The 18,504-nt window shown below is 63.6% G+C and carries 18 protein-coding genes; 4 read left to right on the top strand and 14 right to left on the bottom strand.

The features are described from left to right. Positions 1 to 26: 26 nt before the first annotated feature. From GA0061099_RS29555 to GA0061099_RS29600, 10 genes are all read right to left on the bottom strand, one after another. Complete coding sequence (locus tag GA0061099_RS29555; RefSeq protein ID WP_081492912.1) at positions 27 to 698, bottom strand: ABC transporter ATP-binding protein; 672 nt, start codon at positions 696 to 698, stop codon at positions 27 to 29. Further along, positions 695 to 1,438, bottom strand: coding sequence for an ABC transporter ATP-binding protein (locus GA0061099_RS29560; RefSeq protein WP_036023835.1), 744 nt, complete (start codon positions 1,436 to 1,438; stop codon positions 695 to 697). The genes GA0061099_RS29555 and GA0061099_RS29560 overlap by 4 nt, the downstream gene beginning before the upstream one ends. Continuing rightward, the gene (locus GA0061099_RS29565; RefSeq protein ID WP_225143071.1) at positions 1,438 to 2,394 is read right to left on the bottom strand and encodes a branched-chain amino acid ABC transporter permease; all 957 of its coding nucleotides are present in this window, start codon (positions 2,392 to 2,394) and stop codon (positions 1,438 to 1,440) included. The genes GA0061099_RS29560 and GA0061099_RS29565 overlap by 1 nt, the downstream gene beginning before the upstream one ends. Continuing rightward, on the bottom strand, positions 2,394 to 3,293 hold the full coding sequence (locus GA0061099_RS29570) for a branched-chain amino acid ABC transporter permease (protein ID WP_036013410.1): 900 nt from the start codon (positions 3,291 to 3,293) through the stop codon (positions 2,394 to 2,396). Before GA0061099_RS29570 ends, GA0061099_RS29565 begins: the two co-directional genes overlap by 1 nt. A gap of 71 nt (positions 3,294 to 3,364) precedes the next feature. Beyond that, positions 3,365 to 4,846: an ABC transporter substrate-binding protein gene (locus GA0061099_RS29575; protein WP_244620996.1), complete on the bottom strand. Its 1,482-nt coding sequence runs from the start codon at positions 4,844 to 4,846 to the stop codon at positions 3,365 to 3,367. Positions 4,847 to 5,019: 173 nt separating this feature from the next. Continuing rightward, on the bottom strand, positions 5,020 to 5,655 hold the full coding sequence (locus GA0061099_RS29580; RefSeq protein ID WP_225151112.1) for a hypothetical protein: 636 nt from the start codon (positions 5,653 to 5,655) through the stop codon (positions 5,020 to 5,022). Positions 5,656 to 5,723: 68 nt separating this feature from the next. Beyond that, positions 5,724 to 6,161 (bottom strand): acyl-CoA thioesterase, encoded by a 438-nt coding sequence (locus GA0061099_RS29585; RefSeq protein ID WP_036023826.1) that lies wholly within the window; start codon positions 6,159 to 6,161, stop codon positions 5,724 to 5,726. Beyond that, positions 6,161 to 7,069 (bottom strand): fumarylacetoacetate hydrolase family protein, encoded by a 909-nt coding sequence (locus GA0061099_RS29590; protein WP_036023825.1) that lies wholly within the window; start codon positions 7,067 to 7,069, stop codon positions 6,161 to 6,163. Before GA0061099_RS29590 ends, GA0061099_RS29585 begins: the two co-directional genes overlap by 1 nt. Before the next feature lie 45 nt (positions 7,070 to 7,114). Next, positions 7,115 to 8,221, bottom strand: coding sequence for a cupin domain-containing protein (locus GA0061099_RS29595; protein WP_036023823.1), 1,107 nt, complete (start codon positions 8,219 to 8,221; stop codon positions 7,115 to 7,117). A gap of 53 nt (positions 8,222 to 8,274) precedes the next feature. Next, complete coding sequence (locus GA0061099_RS29600; protein ID WP_036013394.1) at positions 8,275 to 9,297, bottom strand: carbon-nitrogen hydrolase family protein; 1,023 nt, start codon at positions 9,295 to 9,297, stop codon at positions 8,275 to 8,277. A 127-nt stretch (positions 9,298 to 9,424) separates the two neighbouring features. On the opposite strand from GA0061099_RS29600, the gene GA0061099_RS29605 reads away from it, so the two are divergent. The 4 genes from GA0061099_RS29605 (at position 9,425) to GA0061099_RS29620 (ending at position 14,279) form a co-directional block, all read left to right on the top strand. Further along, positions 9,425 to 11,584: a thiamine pyrophosphate-dependent enzyme gene (locus tag GA0061099_RS29605; protein WP_074448187.1), complete on the top strand. Its 2,160-nt coding sequence runs from the start codon at positions 9,425 to 9,427 to the stop codon at positions 11,582 to 11,584. Further along, on the top strand, positions 11,581 to 13,146 hold the full coding sequence (locus GA0061099_RS29610) for an indolepyruvate oxidoreductase subunit beta family protein (RefSeq protein ID WP_036023819.1): 1,566 nt from the start codon (positions 11,581 to 11,583) through the stop codon (positions 13,144 to 13,146). Before GA0061099_RS29605 ends, GA0061099_RS29610 begins: the two co-directional genes overlap by 4 nt. A gap of 156 nt (positions 13,147 to 13,302) precedes the next feature. Then, a complete protein-coding gene (locus tag GA0061099_RS29615) occupies positions 13,303 to 13,797 on the top strand; it encodes a MarR family winged helix-turn-helix transcriptional regulator (RefSeq protein ID WP_036023818.1) in 495 nt (164 codons plus the stop codon). Beyond that, positions 13,797 to 14,279 (top strand): MarR family winged helix-turn-helix transcriptional regulator, encoded by a 483-nt coding sequence (locus GA0061099_RS29620; protein WP_036023816.1) that lies wholly within the window; start codon positions 13,797 to 13,799, stop codon positions 14,277 to 14,279. Before GA0061099_RS29615 ends, GA0061099_RS29620 begins: the two co-directional genes overlap by 1 nt. 10 nt (positions 14,280 to 14,289) lie before the next feature. Here the strand turns inward: GA0061099_RS29620 and GA0061099_RS29625 are convergent, their stop codons facing one another. Genes GA0061099_RS29625 through GA0061099_RS29640 form a run of 4 tightly spaced genes read right to left on the bottom strand, consistent with a single transcriptional unit; the run spans position 14,290 to position 18,487 of the window. Then, entirely contained in the window at positions 14,290 to 15,018 is a 729-nt protein-coding gene (locus GA0061099_RS29625; RefSeq protein ID WP_036023814.1) for an SDR family NAD(P)-dependent oxidoreductase, read from the bottom strand. A gap of 31 nt (positions 15,019 to 15,049) precedes the next feature. Beyond that, positions 15,050 to 16,666, bottom strand: coding sequence for an ATP-dependent acyl-CoA ligase (locus GA0061099_RS29630; RefSeq protein WP_036023812.1), 1,617 nt, complete (start codon positions 16,664 to 16,666; stop codon positions 15,050 to 15,052). A 7-nt stretch (positions 16,667 to 16,673) separates the two neighbouring features. Next, a complete protein-coding gene (locus GA0061099_RS29635) occupies positions 16,674 to 17,150 on the bottom strand; it encodes an aromatic-ring-hydroxylating dioxygenase subunit beta (RefSeq protein ID WP_074448188.1) in 477 nt (158 codons plus the stop codon). After that, positions 17,147 to 18,487, bottom strand: coding sequence for an aromatic ring-hydroxylating dioxygenase subunit alpha (locus tag GA0061099_RS29640; protein WP_036023802.1), 1,341 nt, complete (start codon positions 18,485 to 18,487; stop codon positions 17,147 to 17,149). The genes GA0061099_RS29635 and GA0061099_RS29640 overlap by 4 nt, the downstream gene beginning before the upstream one ends. Positions 18,488 to 18,504: the final 17 nt, after the last annotated feature.

Below are 18,504 nucleotides of genomic sequence, written 5' to 3' on the forward strand. Positions count from 1 at the left end.
TGAGCCGGCGACTGCAGAGGCGAGCGCTACGCAAGGACCCGGCTTTCGATTTCGCCGCGCTCGATCGTCAGCGTCACGTCGGCGAAGGTCTCGAGCAGCTTTGGGTTCGACTCTGTGATCAGCAGGGTAATGTCCCGGTCCTGCGAACGAAGCCGACGCAGCGCCTCGGCGTACCTCTGCGCCAGCACAGGGGCGAGGCCCTGGAACGGCTCGTCCAGAATGACGAGGCGGGTGCCCAGCATCAGGGCGCGACCAAGGGCGACCATCTTGCCTTGGCCGCCCGAGACGGATCCCGCCGGGCGATCCGCCAGTTCCTTGAGTTCCGGCAGGACGGAGTAGGTTCGCTCCAGCCGCCGGCGCGCCTCGTCCGCGCCAAGTTTAGCGACGCGACCGGGCAGAAGAATGTTTTCTTCCACCGTAAAGGCCGAGAAGAGACGACGGTCCTCGGGGGCGTAGCCGATGCCCAGGAAGGGCCGGCGGTGCGGAGGAACATGCCCCAGGTCCTGACCGCTCAGGCGCACGGTACCGCTCGCCTTCGTGAAGCCCATGATGGTCCGTACCGTCGTGGTTTTGCCGGCGCCGTTTCGCCCGATGAGCGCGGCGGTCGCGCCCGGCGGCAGCGAGAAACTAACGCTGCGCAGCACCGGCGCATCGGCGATCGCGACGTTGACGTTCTCGAAGTCCAGCATCGCCGTCATATGCCGATCACCTGTTCGCGGACCTTGGGATCGGCCAGAACCTCCGCGGGCGTGCCGACCTTTTGGATCTTCCCGACGTTCCACACCGCGACTCGGTGGGCATAGCGCTCCACCATGTCCATGTCGTGCTCGACGAAGACCGAGGTCACCTTCTCCTTGGCGAGCGCGGACGTCAGGATGTCCATGATCTCCAGCTTCTCTGCGGAGGCGACGCCCGAGGTGGGCTCGTCCATCAGGAGCAGTCTGGGCTTCAGCGCGAGCGCCAGAGCGATGTCGACCAGCTTGCGTTGTCCCTCGGGAAGCTCCCTCGCTTTGCGAGATGCGTACAGCTTGACGCCGACGAGATCCAGGAGGCGCTCCATTTCAGACAGCTCAGGCAGGGCGGAAAGAGCCCTAAAGCCGGAAGGGCTTCCCAGCCGCGAGGCTGCGGCGATCAGCATGTTCTCCATCACAGTCTGATCGAGAAAAAGCTGCGGTATCTGAAAGGCCCGCGCGATGCCGAGCTTGGTGATCGTGCGCGGGAGCTGCGCCGTGATCTCCTGGCCAAGGAAGGTGATGCTTCCGGCCTGCGGCCGCAGATAACCCGTCGAGATGTTGAGGAAGGTGGTCTTTCCGGCGCCGTTCGGTCCGATGATCGCGAGGTTCTCGCCTTGGAGCACGTCCAGATCGATACCGTCGGCGGCGACGACGCCACCGAACCGGATCTTGATGCCCTTCGCAGAAAGGAGGACGTTGGCCATCAATGTCCTCCCTGCTTCGCCTGGCCGTAGCGCTGCCTGAGACCTATCAGTCCGTTAGGCGCATAGAGAATGATGACGATCAAGACCGCGCCGAGGATCAGCTGCCAGGTGTCGGCCAGGTGGGCCGCCGCATAGAAGCGCACGCACTCGAACATCGCCGCGCCGGCGAACGCTCCGAAGGCGTGGGCGCTGCCGCCGAGGATCGCGATAAAGACGAATTCGCCCGACTTCGTCCAGAACCCGAACTCGGGCGTGGCGATCTGCTGGATGATCGCCACCAGCGTGCCGCCGATGCCGCCGAGAAAAGCCGAGATTACGTAACCTATCAGAAGCACGCGCCGTGCGGACGTCCCGAGATACTCGAGCCGGGTCTCGTTCGATTTGACGGCACGCAGCATGTGTCCGAGCGGGCTATCGAGATAGCGTTGCACGCCGTAGAAGGCGACGACCGCGATCAAGAGGCTCACGTAAAGAATAACGTACTGGAAGGTTTCGGGCGTAAACGACAGCCCCAACAGGGCCGGACGAGGGACCCGGATGCCGTCGGCGCCGTTAGTGTAATGAAACATCTTCTCCAGCAGCGACCACAGCACCATCGAAAACGCCAGATTCAGCATTCCAAAAAAGATCTCCCGGTAGCGCACGACGAAGAGCCCGACGATGAGGCCGAAGACGGCGGAGGTTATGCCGCCCAGCACGATGAAGAGCACGATGTCGCCGCCACCGACGTACTTGCCCCAGAACGCCGCGGTATATGCCCCGGTAGCGAAGAACATTGCATGTCCGAACGACACCTGTCCCGCCTGCAGCAGAAGAATGATACCGAGAACGACGATGCCCTTCGCTAGGATCAACGCGAACAAGGTTGCCCAGCTCGCTACAAAAAGGGGCGCGACGGCGCTGGCCAGAAAGAAGATAGTCGCGATCGTGGTGACCGGCTTGACGCGACCGCTCATCATATTTTCCTTACCTGCACGGCGCCGAACAGGCCGAACGGACGCACCAGAAGCACCAGCACCATCAGCAGATAGGGAACGAGAACTTCGAATTCCGGCTGGAGATAGATCACGAAGGCACGGGTCAGGCCGATCATCAGCGCGGTGAGCGCGGTGCCCTCGATCTGGCCGAGACCCGCGGTCGCAGCGACGGCAAAGGAAAGCACGATCATATCGGCGCCCATACCGGGGACCAGCGAGGTGGTCGGCGAAGCCAGCGCTCCTCCCAACGCGGCCAGACTCGCTCCGATGACGAAAGTGACGAAATATACGCGTTTTGCGTCAATCCCAATGGCCGTCGAAGCTTCGCGGTCCTCCGTGACCGCAAGGATCACCGCTCCCGACAGCGTCCTGCGCAGGAAGTAGCGGAGCCCGAACAGCGTCGCCAATGCGACGCCGGGCAGCAGAATGACCTGGTATGACGTGTAGCTGACGCCGAACACGGCGATGTTGGGAAGTAGTCTCAACGGCTCCGCGGCGAAGATGGGCTGCACGCCCCAGATTAGGCGCTGCAGGTTGTCCATGATCATGAAGGCGGCGAAAGTGATCAGAAGCTGGAGGACGTCCTCCTGTCCGGAGAGCGGTCGCAGCAGAAACCGTTCGATGAAACCGCCGCACACGACGCCGATCACGATGGAGGCGGCCAGCAGCGCGGGATAGGTGAGCCAAGGCGAGATCGGCGCGATTGCAAGGCTGAACGTCGCAGCCAGATAGGCGCCGAACGCATACAGCGAACCGTGCGCGACGTTGACCACGCGCAGCACGCCGAAAATCAGGCTGAGCCCGACCGAGACCAAAAACACCAGTGCGGCGTAGCTGATCCCATCGAGGATCGCCAAGATAGCGAGTGTCGAGTTCATGATGACCTTCGGAAAAGGTCCGTCCTCCGGGACGCGGCTCGGAGGACGGGGATCAAAAGTCGAGCGTGCCGTTACTGAGCTTTGAAGGTCGGCACGTCCATCTTGACGAAGTCCGGCTTGAGAGTCTTGAGCCACTCAACCGACCGTACGCCCGCCGGGTTGGTGATCATCTTCGGATCGAAGATCATCATGTTGTCGAGCAGCTTGAAGTCGTACCCCGGAACGGACTTGGTGACGCCGACCAGCTGAGCTTCGAGACCCTGGTTGTCCTCGGGCCGCAGCGTAATCGGACGGCCGAAGCCGGTGGCGAACTCGATGCCCGCCGTCGCGTCGACGACCTGTTCGCGGGTGGGCCAGTTGCCGCCGTTGGACTTGATCGCCTTGTCGTAGGCCGTCTGCAGGGCCTTGAATGCCTGCGCCATGTGATAGACCGGGTAGATCGGCCATGCACCGGTCTTCGCCTTGAAGGCTTCATTGAACGCCTTGAAGGCGGCGTCGTTCTTCTTCTCGGGATGCAGGAACCAGTGGTCTCCGCGCGCGCCGACGATCAGGCCTTCAGGCAAGTCCTTGCCCAACCGCTGGATCGATGATTCGCCGATCCCGAGCACGAAGGTCGACTGCTGCAACAGACCGCGCTGACCGGCCTGGCGGACCAGCGTGTCGAGATCTCCGCCCCAAGACGTGGTCAGAACCACATCCGGCCGCAGCGCCAACAGACGGGAAACTTCAGTGGAGTAGTCCGGTGCGCCGAACTTCGGGAAGAGCTCCGCGACGACTTGCACGTCCGGCTTCATTGCCTTGAGCGCGGTCGAAAAGATCTCCCAGCTCTCCCGACCCCATGCATAATCCTGATTGACCACCGCGATCGTCTTAAAGTCGGGCTTGGTCTTGAGCAGGTAAAGGAGCACGGCCAGCATTTCCGGCGTGCCGTTCGCCTGAGTCCGGAAATTGTAGCGGTACTTCTTGGTTTCGAGGATGGAGGCCGCACCGCAGTCCCACATGAAATTCATGACTTTGAGGTCTTCGGCGACGGGCACCAACTGGGTGCAGCTGCCCGACGAGATCGAAGCAAACGTGGCATCGACCTTTTCGTCCTGCACAACGCGTCGGTAGTTCGAGACGAGCGCTTCGCCTCCCGCGCCTTCGTCGATGAAGGAGAGCTTGACCGGCACGCCGCCGATGCCGCCCTTCTTGTTGAGGTCCTCCGCGATCATCTCCGCCGCGGCCTTCGCCGGCACACCGAAGACTGACGCAGGGCCCGACAGGAACGTCGTGATGCCGATTTTGAGCTCCGACGGCTTGTTCTGCGCAAGCGAGGTGCCCGTAAAGGCCGCAACTACAAGCCCGGCCGCAACCGCAGCCTTGAGAAATTTCATTGAAAATCCTCCCTGTTTTATTGTTGCGCCCGGTTTCAGCCGCCGTGCGCTTCTTCTTGCAACAACGCTACTATAATTGTCGCGTGTTGCCAGCCCTCTTCTGTCATTCGCGAGCCGACGAACCCGGTTCGACGCCGTCGCCCATTTTGTCGGCTGCGCATCGATTGTAACGGACAAGGGCCCCAAATGGTCGATGCCTCCAATTCCAGCGTGCGAAAAAACAAACACCGACCGCGCTTTGCGCTTTGGGCCCATCGCGACATACTGCGCCGCCGCACGAACTCGGTCGCTATAGGAGCAAAGCAGATATTGCTTTTGGCCGCATCACGCTCGGGTTACGGGTACGCGGCCTAGGACCTAGCCGCGACCACCCTAGTCAGCATCGGAAAATGCTTGTTGCCGCCTGCGAATGGCGGGAATTTCACGAAGTCGGCACGCATGTGCTTGATCACGTCGGAGCCGAGTGCATGCGCGAGGGCTTGCGGGCTGTCGAACACCAGCTTGTTGCGTTGCATGTGCTCGACGCGCCGCGACGGCAGCCGGTCGACCCAGTCGATGCGGGTGTAGATCTCGATCTGGCGGACGTTCGGGAAGGTCCGCATGATCGACGGGTGGTGCTTCAGATAATGCAGGTTCCAAGCGTTCATATCCTCGGCCGGGCCGGGATAGTGCACGAGGTAACTGCACGGGGTGGTCGTTCCCGCCGGATGCTCTGCGACATCGACCGGAAACGGGCGCGTCAGCATCACCTGGTGTGCGACATCGAGTCCGGTGAGGCCGGATAGCCCGGCCCCTGTTGCGAGGCTGGCGAGGACGCCGCCGCGGTCCATTGCCGCCTCGCAGGCGAACAGGTCGGGAAACCGGAGTTGAAGCGCAAAGGCGGGGCCGGTGCCGTCGGCCTTGTAAGGATGGTCGACCGACTGTTCGAGCGGCGTGAACAGCAGGGCCTCGGTCATGTCGGGGATCGATCCGACGAGCTCCGCCACGGAGGCAACCTCATCGGGACGAACTCGCCGTTCGCCTGTGGAACCGGAGAATGTCATGAACAGCGAGATCACGCGGGCGTCGCCTCGGTCCCCTCGCCCACACTCACATGCGCCATCAGTGCGAAGCGAATGTCATCGGGCCATGGGATCGCATGATGATCGACCAGCGAGGTCGCAGCAAGGATCTGGCGCGCGCGCCAGCGCGGGCCATTCGCGCCGGAGATGACATGCTCGAGATGGAGAGATGACCCACCGACCCTGATGATGCGCAGGTTGAACGTCAGGAGATCGCCGAACATCGACGGCCGGGAGAAATCGCAATTCAGGTGCACCGTGGGCGTTCCGATCTTCCGGACGGTGATCAGCTCCGGCCATGGAAAACCGATCCGCGCCCAGAAATCTTCGACCACGCCGTTGAGGAGGTTCAAATAGGACGGGAAGTACGCGATTCCCGAGGGATCGCAGTGTCCGAACCTGAGCTGGCGATCGAACGAAAAATTCGTCATCAGATCGCAACAACGGGGTGGCGGATGACGCCGACGCCGTCGACGCCGGCCTCGACCACGTCACCCGGCCAAAGCCATTCCTGCGGGCTCATGCCGGCGCCGACGCCTTCAGGCGTACCGGTGGCGATGATGTCGCCCGGCTCGAGCGTCATGCCGGACGAAATGTCCGATATCAGCACCGGGATGTCGAAGATCATATATTTGGTGTTAGAGTCCTGCTTCATGACCCCGTTCTTGGTCAGCCACAGCCGCAGATCGTGTGGATCAGGAATCTCGTCCGCGGTCACGATGCACGGGCCGAACGGCGCATAAGTGTCCATGCCCTTGGAGAAAATCCACTGTCCGGCGCGGCGATTGTCGCGCGCGGAAATGTCGATCATCACCGAATAGCCGAAGACGTGGTCCATCGCCCTGTCGGTCGCGATGCGCGTTGCGGTCTTGCCGATGATGACGGCGAGCTCGACCTCCCAGTCGAGCTGCTGCGTCATCTTCGCATTGTGCTGGATCGCCGCGCCGGGGCCGATCACCGAGGTCGGCGGCTTGGAGAAGACGACCGGCTGCTTCGGCAGGTCCTTGTCCGTATCCAGGCTCTTGGCGGATTCCGCCACATGCGCCCGGTAGTTCAGCCCGATGCCGAAGATGTTTTTCCGCGGCCGCGGGATCGGCGCCTGCAGCTTTACATCCTCGACCGCGACCGCCGAGCCAGCCGGGAAGCGGCCATTGGCGTCCGCCAGTGCATCCCTGAGCGCAGGCAGCAGGGTCACGCTGTTGTCGATGAACGACAGCATGTCACCCGGCCATGTCACGCCGCTGGACGCACCAAGGTGCTCGACATCGACGACCAGTCCATTGACCAGGGCTCCAAGACGGGCACCGCTGGAGCCCAAGGTGTAGGTGACGAGACGCATGAAGGCTTCTGTCCGGCTGTTCTGGTTGAATTCTGCAAGGGCCTATCAGGCGGCAACCGACTGATAACCGCCATTGTCGCCATAGGCCTCTTCCCGATAGAGCCCGAGGCCCTCGATGACGGGCAGGTCGTTGAAGCAGAACAGGCAGGCATCCTCGCTCGCTGATGCATTGCCGTGCTCGTGCCAGGCCCAGGAGGGAACGCAGAAGATGTCGCGCTCTTCCCATTCGAGCCGCTTGCCGCCAATGATCGAATAGCCGCGCCCCTTGGCGACCTGGTAGATGAAGCTGCCGGTGTGCCGGTGCGACTTGGTCTTCTCGCCGGGGCGCAGCAGCTGCATGCTCGCACCGATCGTCTGCATCACGTGCCCGCCGGTGACCGGGTTGACGTAGTTCATGAGGATGCCGTCATAGGGCGAGCCATCGGTCGCGGCCGCATATTTCTGCAAGGACTCGTAGGTCGGCTCCCACTCATATTTGAACATCGGCGAATAACCCTTCGACCAGCGCGAGTCCGCCGGCCGAAGACCGGGATTGCCCCAGGTCCGGGTCATGTCGTCCACGGGATAGCCGGACGGCTCCTGCTGGATGTTCGGATGCACGACGAAGAAATTGGCTTCCAGCGCGTTGACGAGCGGGATGTCCAGGCCATCCTGCCAGATGCAGACCGAGCCGTCGCCTTCGACGCCATGCTCGTGCCAGGTGCCGTTCGGCGTCAGCACGAAATCCCGCGCGCCCAGCGTCATCTTGTGACCGTCGACGATGGTGTAGGCGCCCGCGCCCTCCATGATGAAGCGCAGCGCCGAGGCCGAGTGGGCATGGGCCGTGGCGACCTCGCCGGGATGCATCACCTGCAATCCGGAATAGAGCCAGCCGACCGCGGCCGACACGTCGCGCCGCCCTGGATTGTTGAGATAGATCACGCGCCGGCCGGCTTTCTCGGGCGAGACCAGCTCGACCGAGCGCAGCACGTGCTCGCGCAGATCCTTGTAGCGCCAGAGCACGGGAACCGAGGCCGATTGCGGCGCCCACGGCTCGATCTTGTTGGCGACGGTCCAGAGCGCTCCGGCTTCGTACCTTTCGAGATCCTTGTAATAGGCCTCGAGCTCGGGGGTGTCCTCGACATTGGCCCGGCCGATCACGTTCTCGCGCATCCTATCCTCCAAGTCCTGTCTTATGATCCCGCACCCTCAAGCGAGCCAGCCCGTCATTCCGCTCGACCTGGAATCGACGCGAAGCCCGCCTGCTCCGGTCCGGCGACGGCTTCCGCCTCTGCCAGACCGAGCGGCGTCTGTGGACGACGGTTGACCCGCAGATCGAAAATGTCGAACCGGTTATAGTGCCCGACGATGTCGTGCATCTGCTTCGGCTGGATGCAGCGCTCGAGGTCGATATCGGCATAGACGATGCCTTCGTCGTCGATCAAGGGATCGCCGACCACGCGCCCGTCCGGCCCGATGATACCGGAGAATGCGCTCGACTTCCGTTGCAGACGTGCGCGAGCGTCGGGAACGACGGTCTCCATCGCCGCGATGATCTCCTCCGATACGGTCGAGCAGGAGACGATCGTGAAGATCTTGCCTTCGAAGGAGTGGGCAATCGCGCGCAATTTGATCGCCTCCGCCATGTCATAGTCAGGGGGCGCGACGGGAAGCGAGATATAGCTGGCGACGTGCACGAGCTCGCCCTGCCCGAGCAGCGCAAAGCGCGCGAGCGTGTTGGTGTTCTCGCCGCAGGCCAGGCCTCCGAGACGCCCGATCTCGGTATCATAGACGCGCAGGCTCGACCCGTCACCGCCGGTCCAGGTCAGCTTCTCTGCCCAGGTCGGCACCAGCTTGCGATGCTTGCCGAGCAAGGCGCCGTCAGGACCGATGAAAACCAGCGTATTGTAGATCGCGCCGAGCGAGACCGGGCTGCGCTCGTTCACGCCGAGCACGACGTGGCATCCCGTATCGCGCGCGGCCTTGCAGACGATTTCGACCTCCGGCCCCGGCACCAGCACGGACGCCTTGGCGAGCTTCTCGAACCATGCACTGCCGGTGACGGGATCGGTGATCCAGTTCCAATAAGGATAGCCGGGAACGAACACTTCGGGGAACGCGACGAGCTTCGCCCCGTTGGCTGCGGCCTCACGGACCAGTGAAGCCGCCTTCTCCGCGGTCGCGCTTGCGTTGAGATAGACTGGTGAAGCCTGGACGGCGGCAGCTTTAAAGCGAGGCAGCTTCAGCATCGGCCCTACCCTGTCGCTGGCTCATGACCGCCTTGTCGGAGAGAGCATCCGCAAGCGTGATAGCATGGCGCGGCGTTGACTTACTTCACATGTAAACGTATGCTATCGCATATTTCTGGAGGGTGCAATGGCTGAACGGTCTTTTGCTCGCGAGGTCGAGGATCTCAGGCTCGGCGATGGCGACACGTTCCGCGGCGAAGGCATCCTCGCCATCACCAAGGCGCTGCTGCAATCGGGGGTCGCCTATGTCGGCGGCTACCAGGGCTCGCCGATCTCGCATCTGATGGACGTGCTGGCCGACGCCAAGGACGTGCTCGACGATCTCGGCGTCGTATTCCAGAGCTCGGCCAACGAAGCCGCCGCTGCGGCGATGCTGTCGGCATCGGTGATGTATCCCCTGCGCGGCGCGGTGGCGTGGAAGTCGACCGTCGGGACCAACGTCGCCTCCGACGCCCTTGCCAACCTCGCCTCGGGCGGTGTCACCGGCGGCACCATGATCATCGTCGGCGAGGACTATGGCGAAGGCTCCTCCATCATGCAGGAGCGTACCCACGCCTTCGCGATGAAGTCGCAGATGTGGCTGCTCGATCCCCGCCCCGAGCATGAATGCATCGTCAATCTGATCGAGAAAGGCTTCGAGCTCTCCGAGTTCTCCAACACGCCGGTCATGCTGGAGGTGCGCGTGCGCGCCTGCCACATGCACGGCAGCTTCGCCTGCAAGGACAATGTCAGGCCGGCGCACACCATCAAGGACGCGCTCAACAATCCCAAGCGTGACGTCAACCGCATCGTGCTGCCACCGGCGGCCTATGAGCACGAGCAGGAGAAGATCAAGACGCGGATGCCCGCGGCTATCGGATTCATTCGGGACAACAAGCTGAATGAGTGGATGGGGCCGAAGCAGGGCAAGGTCGGCATCATCATGCAGGGGGGCATGTACAACAACGTCATCCGCGCGCTGCAATATCTCGGGCTGTCGGATGCCTATGGCAACACCCAGATCCCGCTCTACATCATGAACGTCACCTACCCCGTGATCGATACCGAGGTTGCGGAATTCTGCGTCGATAAGGAGGCCGTTCTCATCGTCGAGGAAGGCCAGCCGGAATATCTGGAGCAGGCGATTAATACGGTCTTGCGCCGCAAGGACATCCAGGCGCGCGTCCACGGCAAGGACGTGCTGCCGATGGGCGGCGACTACACCGCTCAGGTGCTGCTCGGCGGCGTCAGGGAATTCCTGGAGAAGACCGAGCCGCGGCTGCTCGGCAACCGGCCGCCGGCGCCGGACGCAGCGCCCGTGCTCAATCACCCCGCGGTCGAGAAGCTCAAGCAGGTGGTGCCGGCGCGCCCGCCCGGGCTTTGCACCGGCTGCCCGGAACGGCCGATCTTCGCCGCCATGAAGCTGGTCGAGGAAGAGCTCGGCCAGCACCACGTCTCCGCAGACATCGGCTGCCATCTGTTCTCGATCCTGCCGCCCTTCAACATCGGCGCGACCACGATGGGCTTCGGCCTCGGCCCGGCCTCGACCTCGGCCTTCAACGTCAAGGCGGACAAGCGGTCGATCGCGGTGATGGGCGACGGCGGCTTCTGGCACAATGGACTGACCAGCGGCATCGGCAATGCCGTGTTCAACAAGCATGACGGCGTGTTCGTCATCGTCGACAATTACTACACTTCTGCGACGGGCGGTCAGGACATCCTGTCCTCGCGCGCGGTCAACAAGCGCCGCAAGACCAACAATTCGATCGTGCAGGCGGTGAAGGGCATCGGCGGCCAGTGGGTGCGCCAGCTCGACCGCACCTACGACGTCGGCAAGATGCGCGACACGCTGAAGGAAGCGCTGACGACGAAAGAGGAAGGCCCGAAGGTCATCGTCGCGTCCTCCGAATGCATGCTGAACAAGCAGCGGCGCGTGAAGCCGCAGATCAACAAGGCGATCAAGGACGGGACGCGCATCGTCAAGGAGCGCTTTGGCGTCGACGAAGACGTCTGCACCGGCGACCATGCCTGCATCCGCCTCTCCGGCTGCCCGTCACTGTCGGTGAAGCAGCTCGACGACCCCTTGCGCGACGATCCGGTCGCGGCGATCGATAATTCCTGCGTCGGCTGCGGCAATTGCGGCGAGGTTTCCGAGGCCGCCGTGCTCTGCCCCTCGTTCTATCGAGCCGACGTCATCCATAATCCGACGCGCTGGGACATGTTCAAATCCAAGGTCGCCATGAGCGTGATCGGCTGGCTGCAGCGTCGGCGCGACCGCCGGCGTCCGGCGCTCGAGGCACTGGCATGAGGGACGAGACGGTCCGGCTGGCCCTCCCCGCCGCAGGCGAAGCGACGGAGCGGCCGATCTCGATCGCGATCGTCGCGATGGGGGGCCAGGGCGGCGGCGTCCTGACCGACTGGATCGTTCAGCTCGCCGAGAACCATGGCTGGGTCGCGCAGTCCACCTCGGTGCCCGGCGTCGCCCAGCGCACCGGCGCCACCATCTACTATATCGAGGCGATGCCGCCGCTCGACGGCCGCAAGCCGATCCTGTCGCTGATGCCCACCCCGGGCGACGTCGACGTGGTGATGGCGGCGGAATTCATGGAGGCCGGGCGATCGATCCTGCGCGGCCTCGTGACGCCGGATCGCACCACGCTGATCGCGTCCAACCACCGCTCGTTTGCGATCGGCGAGAAGATCGCGCCGGGCAACGGCATCGCCGACGGCGGCGCCGTGACCGGCGCCATCGGCATTGCGGCGAAGACCGAGATCATCTTCGATCTGAACGCGCTGGCGATCGCGCATGGCAGCGTCATCTCGGCCGCGATGTTCGGCGCGCTCGCAGGCGCGGGCGTGCTGCCGTTCAGCCGCGACAGCTATCTCGACGTCATCCGCACCGGCGGCAAAGGCGCCAAGGCCAGCGTCGAGACGTTCGAGGCCGCCTTCGAGCGGGTCAAGACCGGCCCGACCGAAGTTGCGGCCCCCGCGCCAACCAAACCGACCGACGATACCCCCTCTTCCGCGACGCCCGATCCGCAGCTTGGCGAGCTCGTCGCAAGATTGAATGGGGAGCTGCCCCAGCCTGCACTCGGCATGGCTCGTGCAGGCTTGCGGAAGGTCGTCGACTTCCAGGACATCGCCTATGGCGGCGAATATCTCGACATCCTCAAGAGGTTGCACGCAGCCGACCGAAACGCCGGCGGTGACGCACATGCCTATGCCTTCACGGAAGCCGCGGCGAAGTACCTCGCCAACGCCATGACCTATGACGACGTCATCCGCGTCGCCGACCTCAAGACGCGCGCCGGCCGCCGCGCGCGCATCGAGAGCGAACTCGAGATGTCGAACGGACAGGTGCTTCAGACCACCGAGTTCATGCATCCCCGCATGGAGGAAGTGATGGGCATGCTGCCGGCAGGCTTCGGCCGCTGGCTCGGCGCGCGGCCGCGCCTGCTCGGCTGGCTCGATCGCCGCGTCAACCGGGGACGCCGGGTGCGAACCTACTCGCTGCCCTGGTTCCTGGCCCTCTATGTCGTCGGCGGAATGCGCGGCCTGCGCCGCCGCTCGCTGCGTCACGCCATCGAGACGGCGCACCGGGATTCATGGCTCAAGGCCGCGACCGAGGCGGTCGGCACCAATTACCAGCTCGGTGTCGAGATCCTGCAATGCCGACGCCTCGTCAAAGGCTATTCAGACACCCACAGCCGGGGGCTGTCGAAATTCGACAGGACGCTCGCGGCGATCAAGCTGGTGGAGCGCCGCGAGGATGCCGCCGACTGGGCGCGCCGCCTGCGCGAGGCCGCGCTGAAGGACAGCGCCGGAACGGCGCTCGACGGCGTGATCCAGACCATAAAGACTTTCGCATGATTCCACGGGCGCCGGACGCAGGATTGGATTGCCGTTCGCCCCTCAGGAGGTCAGGATCGGACGGCTTGACTACGATTCTCAGGTTGTTAATCGGAGCGAACGACCCGCAGTAATTCCCTTCACTCGACGAGACATTCTGTACTCGATGGTCATGCGATGCCGGCAGCACTCAAGGAGAACGTTGTTCCCGTCCCTGGGCAGATCGAAACCCGGCTCTGGCTCCAATTGCTGTCGCTGCATGGTGAGCTGTTCGCCTCGCTCAATTCGATGCTGAGTTCGGAGTTCGGCCTGTCGCTGGCAAAATTCGACGTGCTGGCCCAGCTCGATCGTTACCAGGAGGGCCTCGCGCTCGGGCAATTGTCGCAAAATCTGAAGGTGACCGGCGGCAATGTCTCGGGGCTGGTACAACGTCTTCTCGCCGACGACCTCATCAGCAGGGAGATGTCGAGCGAGGACCGGCGGTCCTTCATCGTGCGCCTGACGCCGAAAGGCGAAGCGCTGTTCCGGCAGGCCGCCGAAATCCACAAGAAGCATCTCGCCAGACGGCTCGAGAACGTCCCGGCCCGGGAGCTGGACACCGCGCTGTCCGTGCTGAAATCGCTTTCCTCGAAACTTCATACCGAGAGCAAGAAGCAAAGTCGCAAGAGATAATGGCCAGAGAATCCAAGAGCAGATGGAAGTCGGGTCCGCCGAGGACGAGGGACCAGCTGCAAACCTATATTCCGTATCTGTTCAACCGGCTCGCCAATCGCTGGAACCTGGATCAGAACCGCGATTTGAGCGAGCACGGCATCAACAATGTCGTGTTCCGGACGCTGTCGGTGCTGTTCATCTACAAGACCCTCACGGTCAACGAGGTCGCCGTTCTCGCGGTGACCGAGCAGTCGACGGCGAGCCGCATGGTCGAGTCCATGGTGTCGTCGGGCCTCGTCAAGCGCGAGATCGCCGAGGAGGACCAGCGCCGCCGCGTCGTCGGCCTGACGCCGGAGGGCGAAGCGCTGCTGCGCAAGATCTGGCCGATCATGGCGAACAATTACGACAGGCTGGTCGCGGGCATCGAGCCCGACGACATCGAGGTCTGCGCGCGCGTGCTGGCCAAGATGGTCGAGAATATCCGCCAGAACCAGATCTAGAGCGCGCGCGTCAAGGCCCGAGGCCGACGAGGCTGGTACCGCCGCAGACATAGAGCACCTGGCCGGTGACGAAATCGGAGTGCTCGTCGAGGAAGAACGAGATTGCGTGCGCGACGTCCTCGCGCGAGCCGAGCCGCCCGACCGGAACGTTGCGCGCCATCCGCTCCTGCTGCTCGGAGCCCTTCGGGATGATGCCCCAGAAATTATCGGTCAGGATCGGTCCCGGCGCGACGACATTCACGGTGATGCCGCTCGCGGCAAGCTCCAGCGCCCAGGTCCTTGCCATGCCGTGCACGCCGGCCTTGGTGGCCGAATAGGCCGAGCGCGTCACTGCCCCCATCGCGGCGCGCGAAGAGACGAACACGATGCGCCCGAAGCGGCGCGCACGCATCCCTTCCAGCGCCGCCTGGGTCAGGAGCATCGGCGCGCCCAGATGCAACTGCGCCAGCATCAATATGTCTTCCGGCTTGGCGTCGGGCAGCAGGTTCGGCAGGATGACCCCGGCATTGTGGACCAGGTTGTCGACGGCGTGATCCCGGCAGATCTCCTGCGCGATCGCACGCGTCTGTTCGATATTGGTGAGGTCGGCGCGATAGGCCGCGAGCAGATCATGTGTCCAGCCGGGCTGCTCGAGCCCGACCGAGACCACGCGCTGCCCGCGCGCGACGAGCTTCTTCGCCAGGGCCTCGCCGATCCCCGAATTGCCGCCGGTGATGAGGGTGGTGCGGATCTCGCTCATGATCAGACCTTCTTTGATCAGACCTTCTTGATCAGACTTGCCGCTTCTTGAGGTCGCGCAGGTCGAAGAACGCGCCCTCGCCCATCAGCTTCCCGACAAAATCCTTCAACCCGCCGCGCTGGATCTTCTCGGTCGCGGTCAGCGGCAGGCTGTCGGCGAAGCAGATCCAGCCCGGCGCCTTGTAATAGGCCATCTGCTCAAGGCTCCAGCGCACGATCTCTTCGGCGAGCGCGCGGTCCGCGCCGGCCTTCTCAGCGACGATGACCGCCGCAACCTCGTCGCCGCGCACCTGATCCGGCGTCGCCGCAACCGCGGCCTGCCGGATCGCGGGATGGCGGTTGAGAACGGATTCGACCTCGACCGCGGCAATGTTCTCGCCGGAGCGACGGATCACGTTCTTCTTGCGATCGACGAAGTGCAGGTCGCCGTCCGCATCGCGCGACACGATATCGCCGGTGTGCAACCAGCCGCCGGCCCACGCCTCGGTGGTGGCAGCCTCGTTCTTGAGATATTCGCGGAAGAAGCCGTAGCGCGGATCGGCGCCGGCGCGCCGCACCAACAGCTCGCCGGGCACATCGACCGGGGCATCATTGCCGCCGTCATCGACGATCCGAACCTCGATCTCGGGGGCCGGGCGGCCAAAACAGCTGGTGCCGACCTTGCGCGGCTCGACATTGGCGGCGATGACGCCGCCGCTGCCGGTCTCGGTCATCGCCCAGGCCTCCAGCAGCGGAAAGCCGAAGCGCTGCTCGAACGTGGCATGCAGCAGCTTGTCGACGCCGGCGCCGAAGCCGAAGCGCACGCTGTGCGCGCGGTCCAGCTCCGACGGCGGCGCGCTCATCAGCATCGAGGGCATCACGCCGAGATAATGCAGGCAGGTGGCACGGCTGTCGCGCACCGAGGCCCACCAGCTGCGCGGGTGGAAGCGATCGAGCATGGTCAGGCAGCCGCCGACCGACAGCATCGCCATCAGAGACACCGCCATCGCGTTCATGTGGAACAGCGGCAGCGGCGTGATCATACGCTCGCCGTCTGGCTTGAGGTCGATCAGCCCGCCGACGTCGCGATACCAGTTTCCGCAATGCAGGAAATAGGTGTTGGTGAGCACGCAGCCCTTGGGCTGGCCCGTCGTCCCCGACGTATAGAGCAGCGCGCATTCGCTTCCCTCGCTTGCCGCGGTCAAGGGCCGCGCACCGCCGAAGGGCGCGGGAACGTCGTCCTGATCGGCCACGACAGGGATCGGCCGGCCGGCCTGACGCGCGGCCAGCCCCACCTCCTCGCGCCGTTCGGTGAGGACGAACGCGGCATTCATCTCGGAATGCCCGATGATGTATTCGAGCTCGCTGAGACGGAGGTCCGGATTGATCGGCACCACCGAGACGCCGAGCGCATTGAGCGCGAACCACAGCTCGATGAAGACAGGCCTGTTCTGGAACAGCAGCCCGACCCGGTGGCCTTCGCCGTAGCCGCGGCTCGCAAACGCCGCGCGACGGTGCTCGACCCGGTCGAGCATCGCGCGGTAGGAAATCTCGCCCGCCGCTATGCCGTAGATGCCTGCGGTCTCCGGCAGCACGTTGAGGAAACCCGCCTCGCCGCGGCGGAGCGCGGTCTCTTGAAAACGGGCATGGACAGTGGTCGCAGCGGTCAAGGCAGTCTCACATGAAAAGCTGGATGTTGCCGAACGGCGCATCGAAATTGACGAGATCGACGCGCTTGAGCTTGATCTTCAGGGCATCGCCGACCTGCACGAGCTCGTGCGAGGCCCATCCCGAATAGCGCTCCAGCATATCGCCGCGCGTCTCGGTGTAGATGTAGGAGGTTCGTGCCTTGAACATTCCGGCAGCAGGATCGCACGCGACGATCCGCGGTGCCTGGAGCAGGTGATGGCAACGGCTCTTCGGCTTCTGGCTGAAGGTGCGCTCGCCGGCGAGCCGCTCGACCCGCACCTTCAGCAGCAGAAGATCCTCGTACATCAGAGACGGCTGCAGCACCGGATCCTGCTGCTGCCATTCGAGCGGCATCCAGTAACGCCCTTCGGGGTGAAACAGATCGAGCCAGGCCTGCCACTGCATCGTGTCGAGCAGCTCGGCCTCGCGATAGATAAAGTCCGTGATGGTGTTCTCGCCGATCATTCCGCGGCCTCGATGCGCTCGTCCATGCCCATGGTGATGAATTTCGCCCAGGCGTGAAACTGGTTCCGCATCTGCCGCTCGGACGTGCCGTTGATCACTGCCGTGACGTCCTGTTCCTCATGGCCATCGTAGAGCCGACGCAGATTGACCCATTGATTGCCGTTGGACTTCAGTCCTTCCTGCGCCCGCTCGTACATCTCGAGGTCGTCGTGGCCGACGATCGAGGTCGGCGCGTTGATGAACCGGTTGTACATCAATGCGCGCTCGTAGAGCTTGTCGGGCGCGCCGACCAGGCGATAGACCCAGCTCTCGACCAGCGTCTTGTCGACCGCGATGGGGATGAAATTGCGTAGGATCTGGACAGCGCCCTTCACCATGATGTTCGGGAAGTAGACGGTGTTGTGCCTGACTTCGCCGAGAATCTCGTGCGCACGCTGCTCGCCATAGGCCGCGACCATCTGGTCCAGATAGCCCGGGATATCCGAATAGTTCGAATGGATAGAGTTAGCGACGCCGGTGTGGCCGTGGCCGTTCGGCCAGATCCGGATGCCGCTCTGCTCGTAGAACTCGTACGGGCTCATGAAGGGACCGTAGAGCTGCACCGCCATCGGTGTTTCCGTGGAATCGCCCTGCTCGCGCTTCCAGACCTTGACCGCGGTGCCGGCCGAGCTCTCGTGCGCCACCATCGGATGGCAGGTGTCGGTCTGGTTCTCGACCAGCATCTTCCAATTGCACGTGTGCATGTAGCGGATCGGTGTCGCCTGTACCGCGAGCTTCCCCTCCGGCGAGCGGTCGACCATGTTGTCGATGGTCGAGAGACTTTCGCCGAAATAATCCTCGAAGGAGACGCCCTCATCGCTCAGGCGAGCGAAGATGAAATCACGGTAGATGACGACGTTCCTGACCCTCGACAAGCCCTCATTGGCCTGGGTGTCGCCGAAGCCGGTGCCCTCGTAGCCCTTCTTCAGCGGGATCGCGAGCAGGGAGCCGTCGGTCTTGAAAGACCATGCGTGATAGGGGCAGCGGAAGAACTTTCCGGTGTTGCCGCAGGGTTCGGACGCGATCTTCACGCCTTTGTGCGGGCAGCGATTGTAGAACACATGGATGGACCCGTCGGTATGGCGGCTGGCCATGACCGGCTGCCGGCCGATATTGGCCGTGATGAAATCGCCGGGTTTTGCAAGTTGACTGGCATGGCCGACATAGACCCAGCTGTTGGGAAACAGGTGCTCCATCTCGAGCTCGAAGATCTCGGCATCGACATAGACGTCGCGATGCACCTCGGCCTCGCGCACCAGCGCCGCAATCGCGTGGGCATTCCCGCCGTATCTTTTCATGGCGTCCCTCGTCTCCC

Source organism: Bradyrhizobium yuanmingense, assembly GCF_900094575.1.
In the GTDB taxonomy this organism is placed as follows: Bacteria; Pseudomonadota; Alphaproteobacteria; order Rhizobiales; family Xanthobacteraceae; genus Bradyrhizobium; species Bradyrhizobium yuanmingense.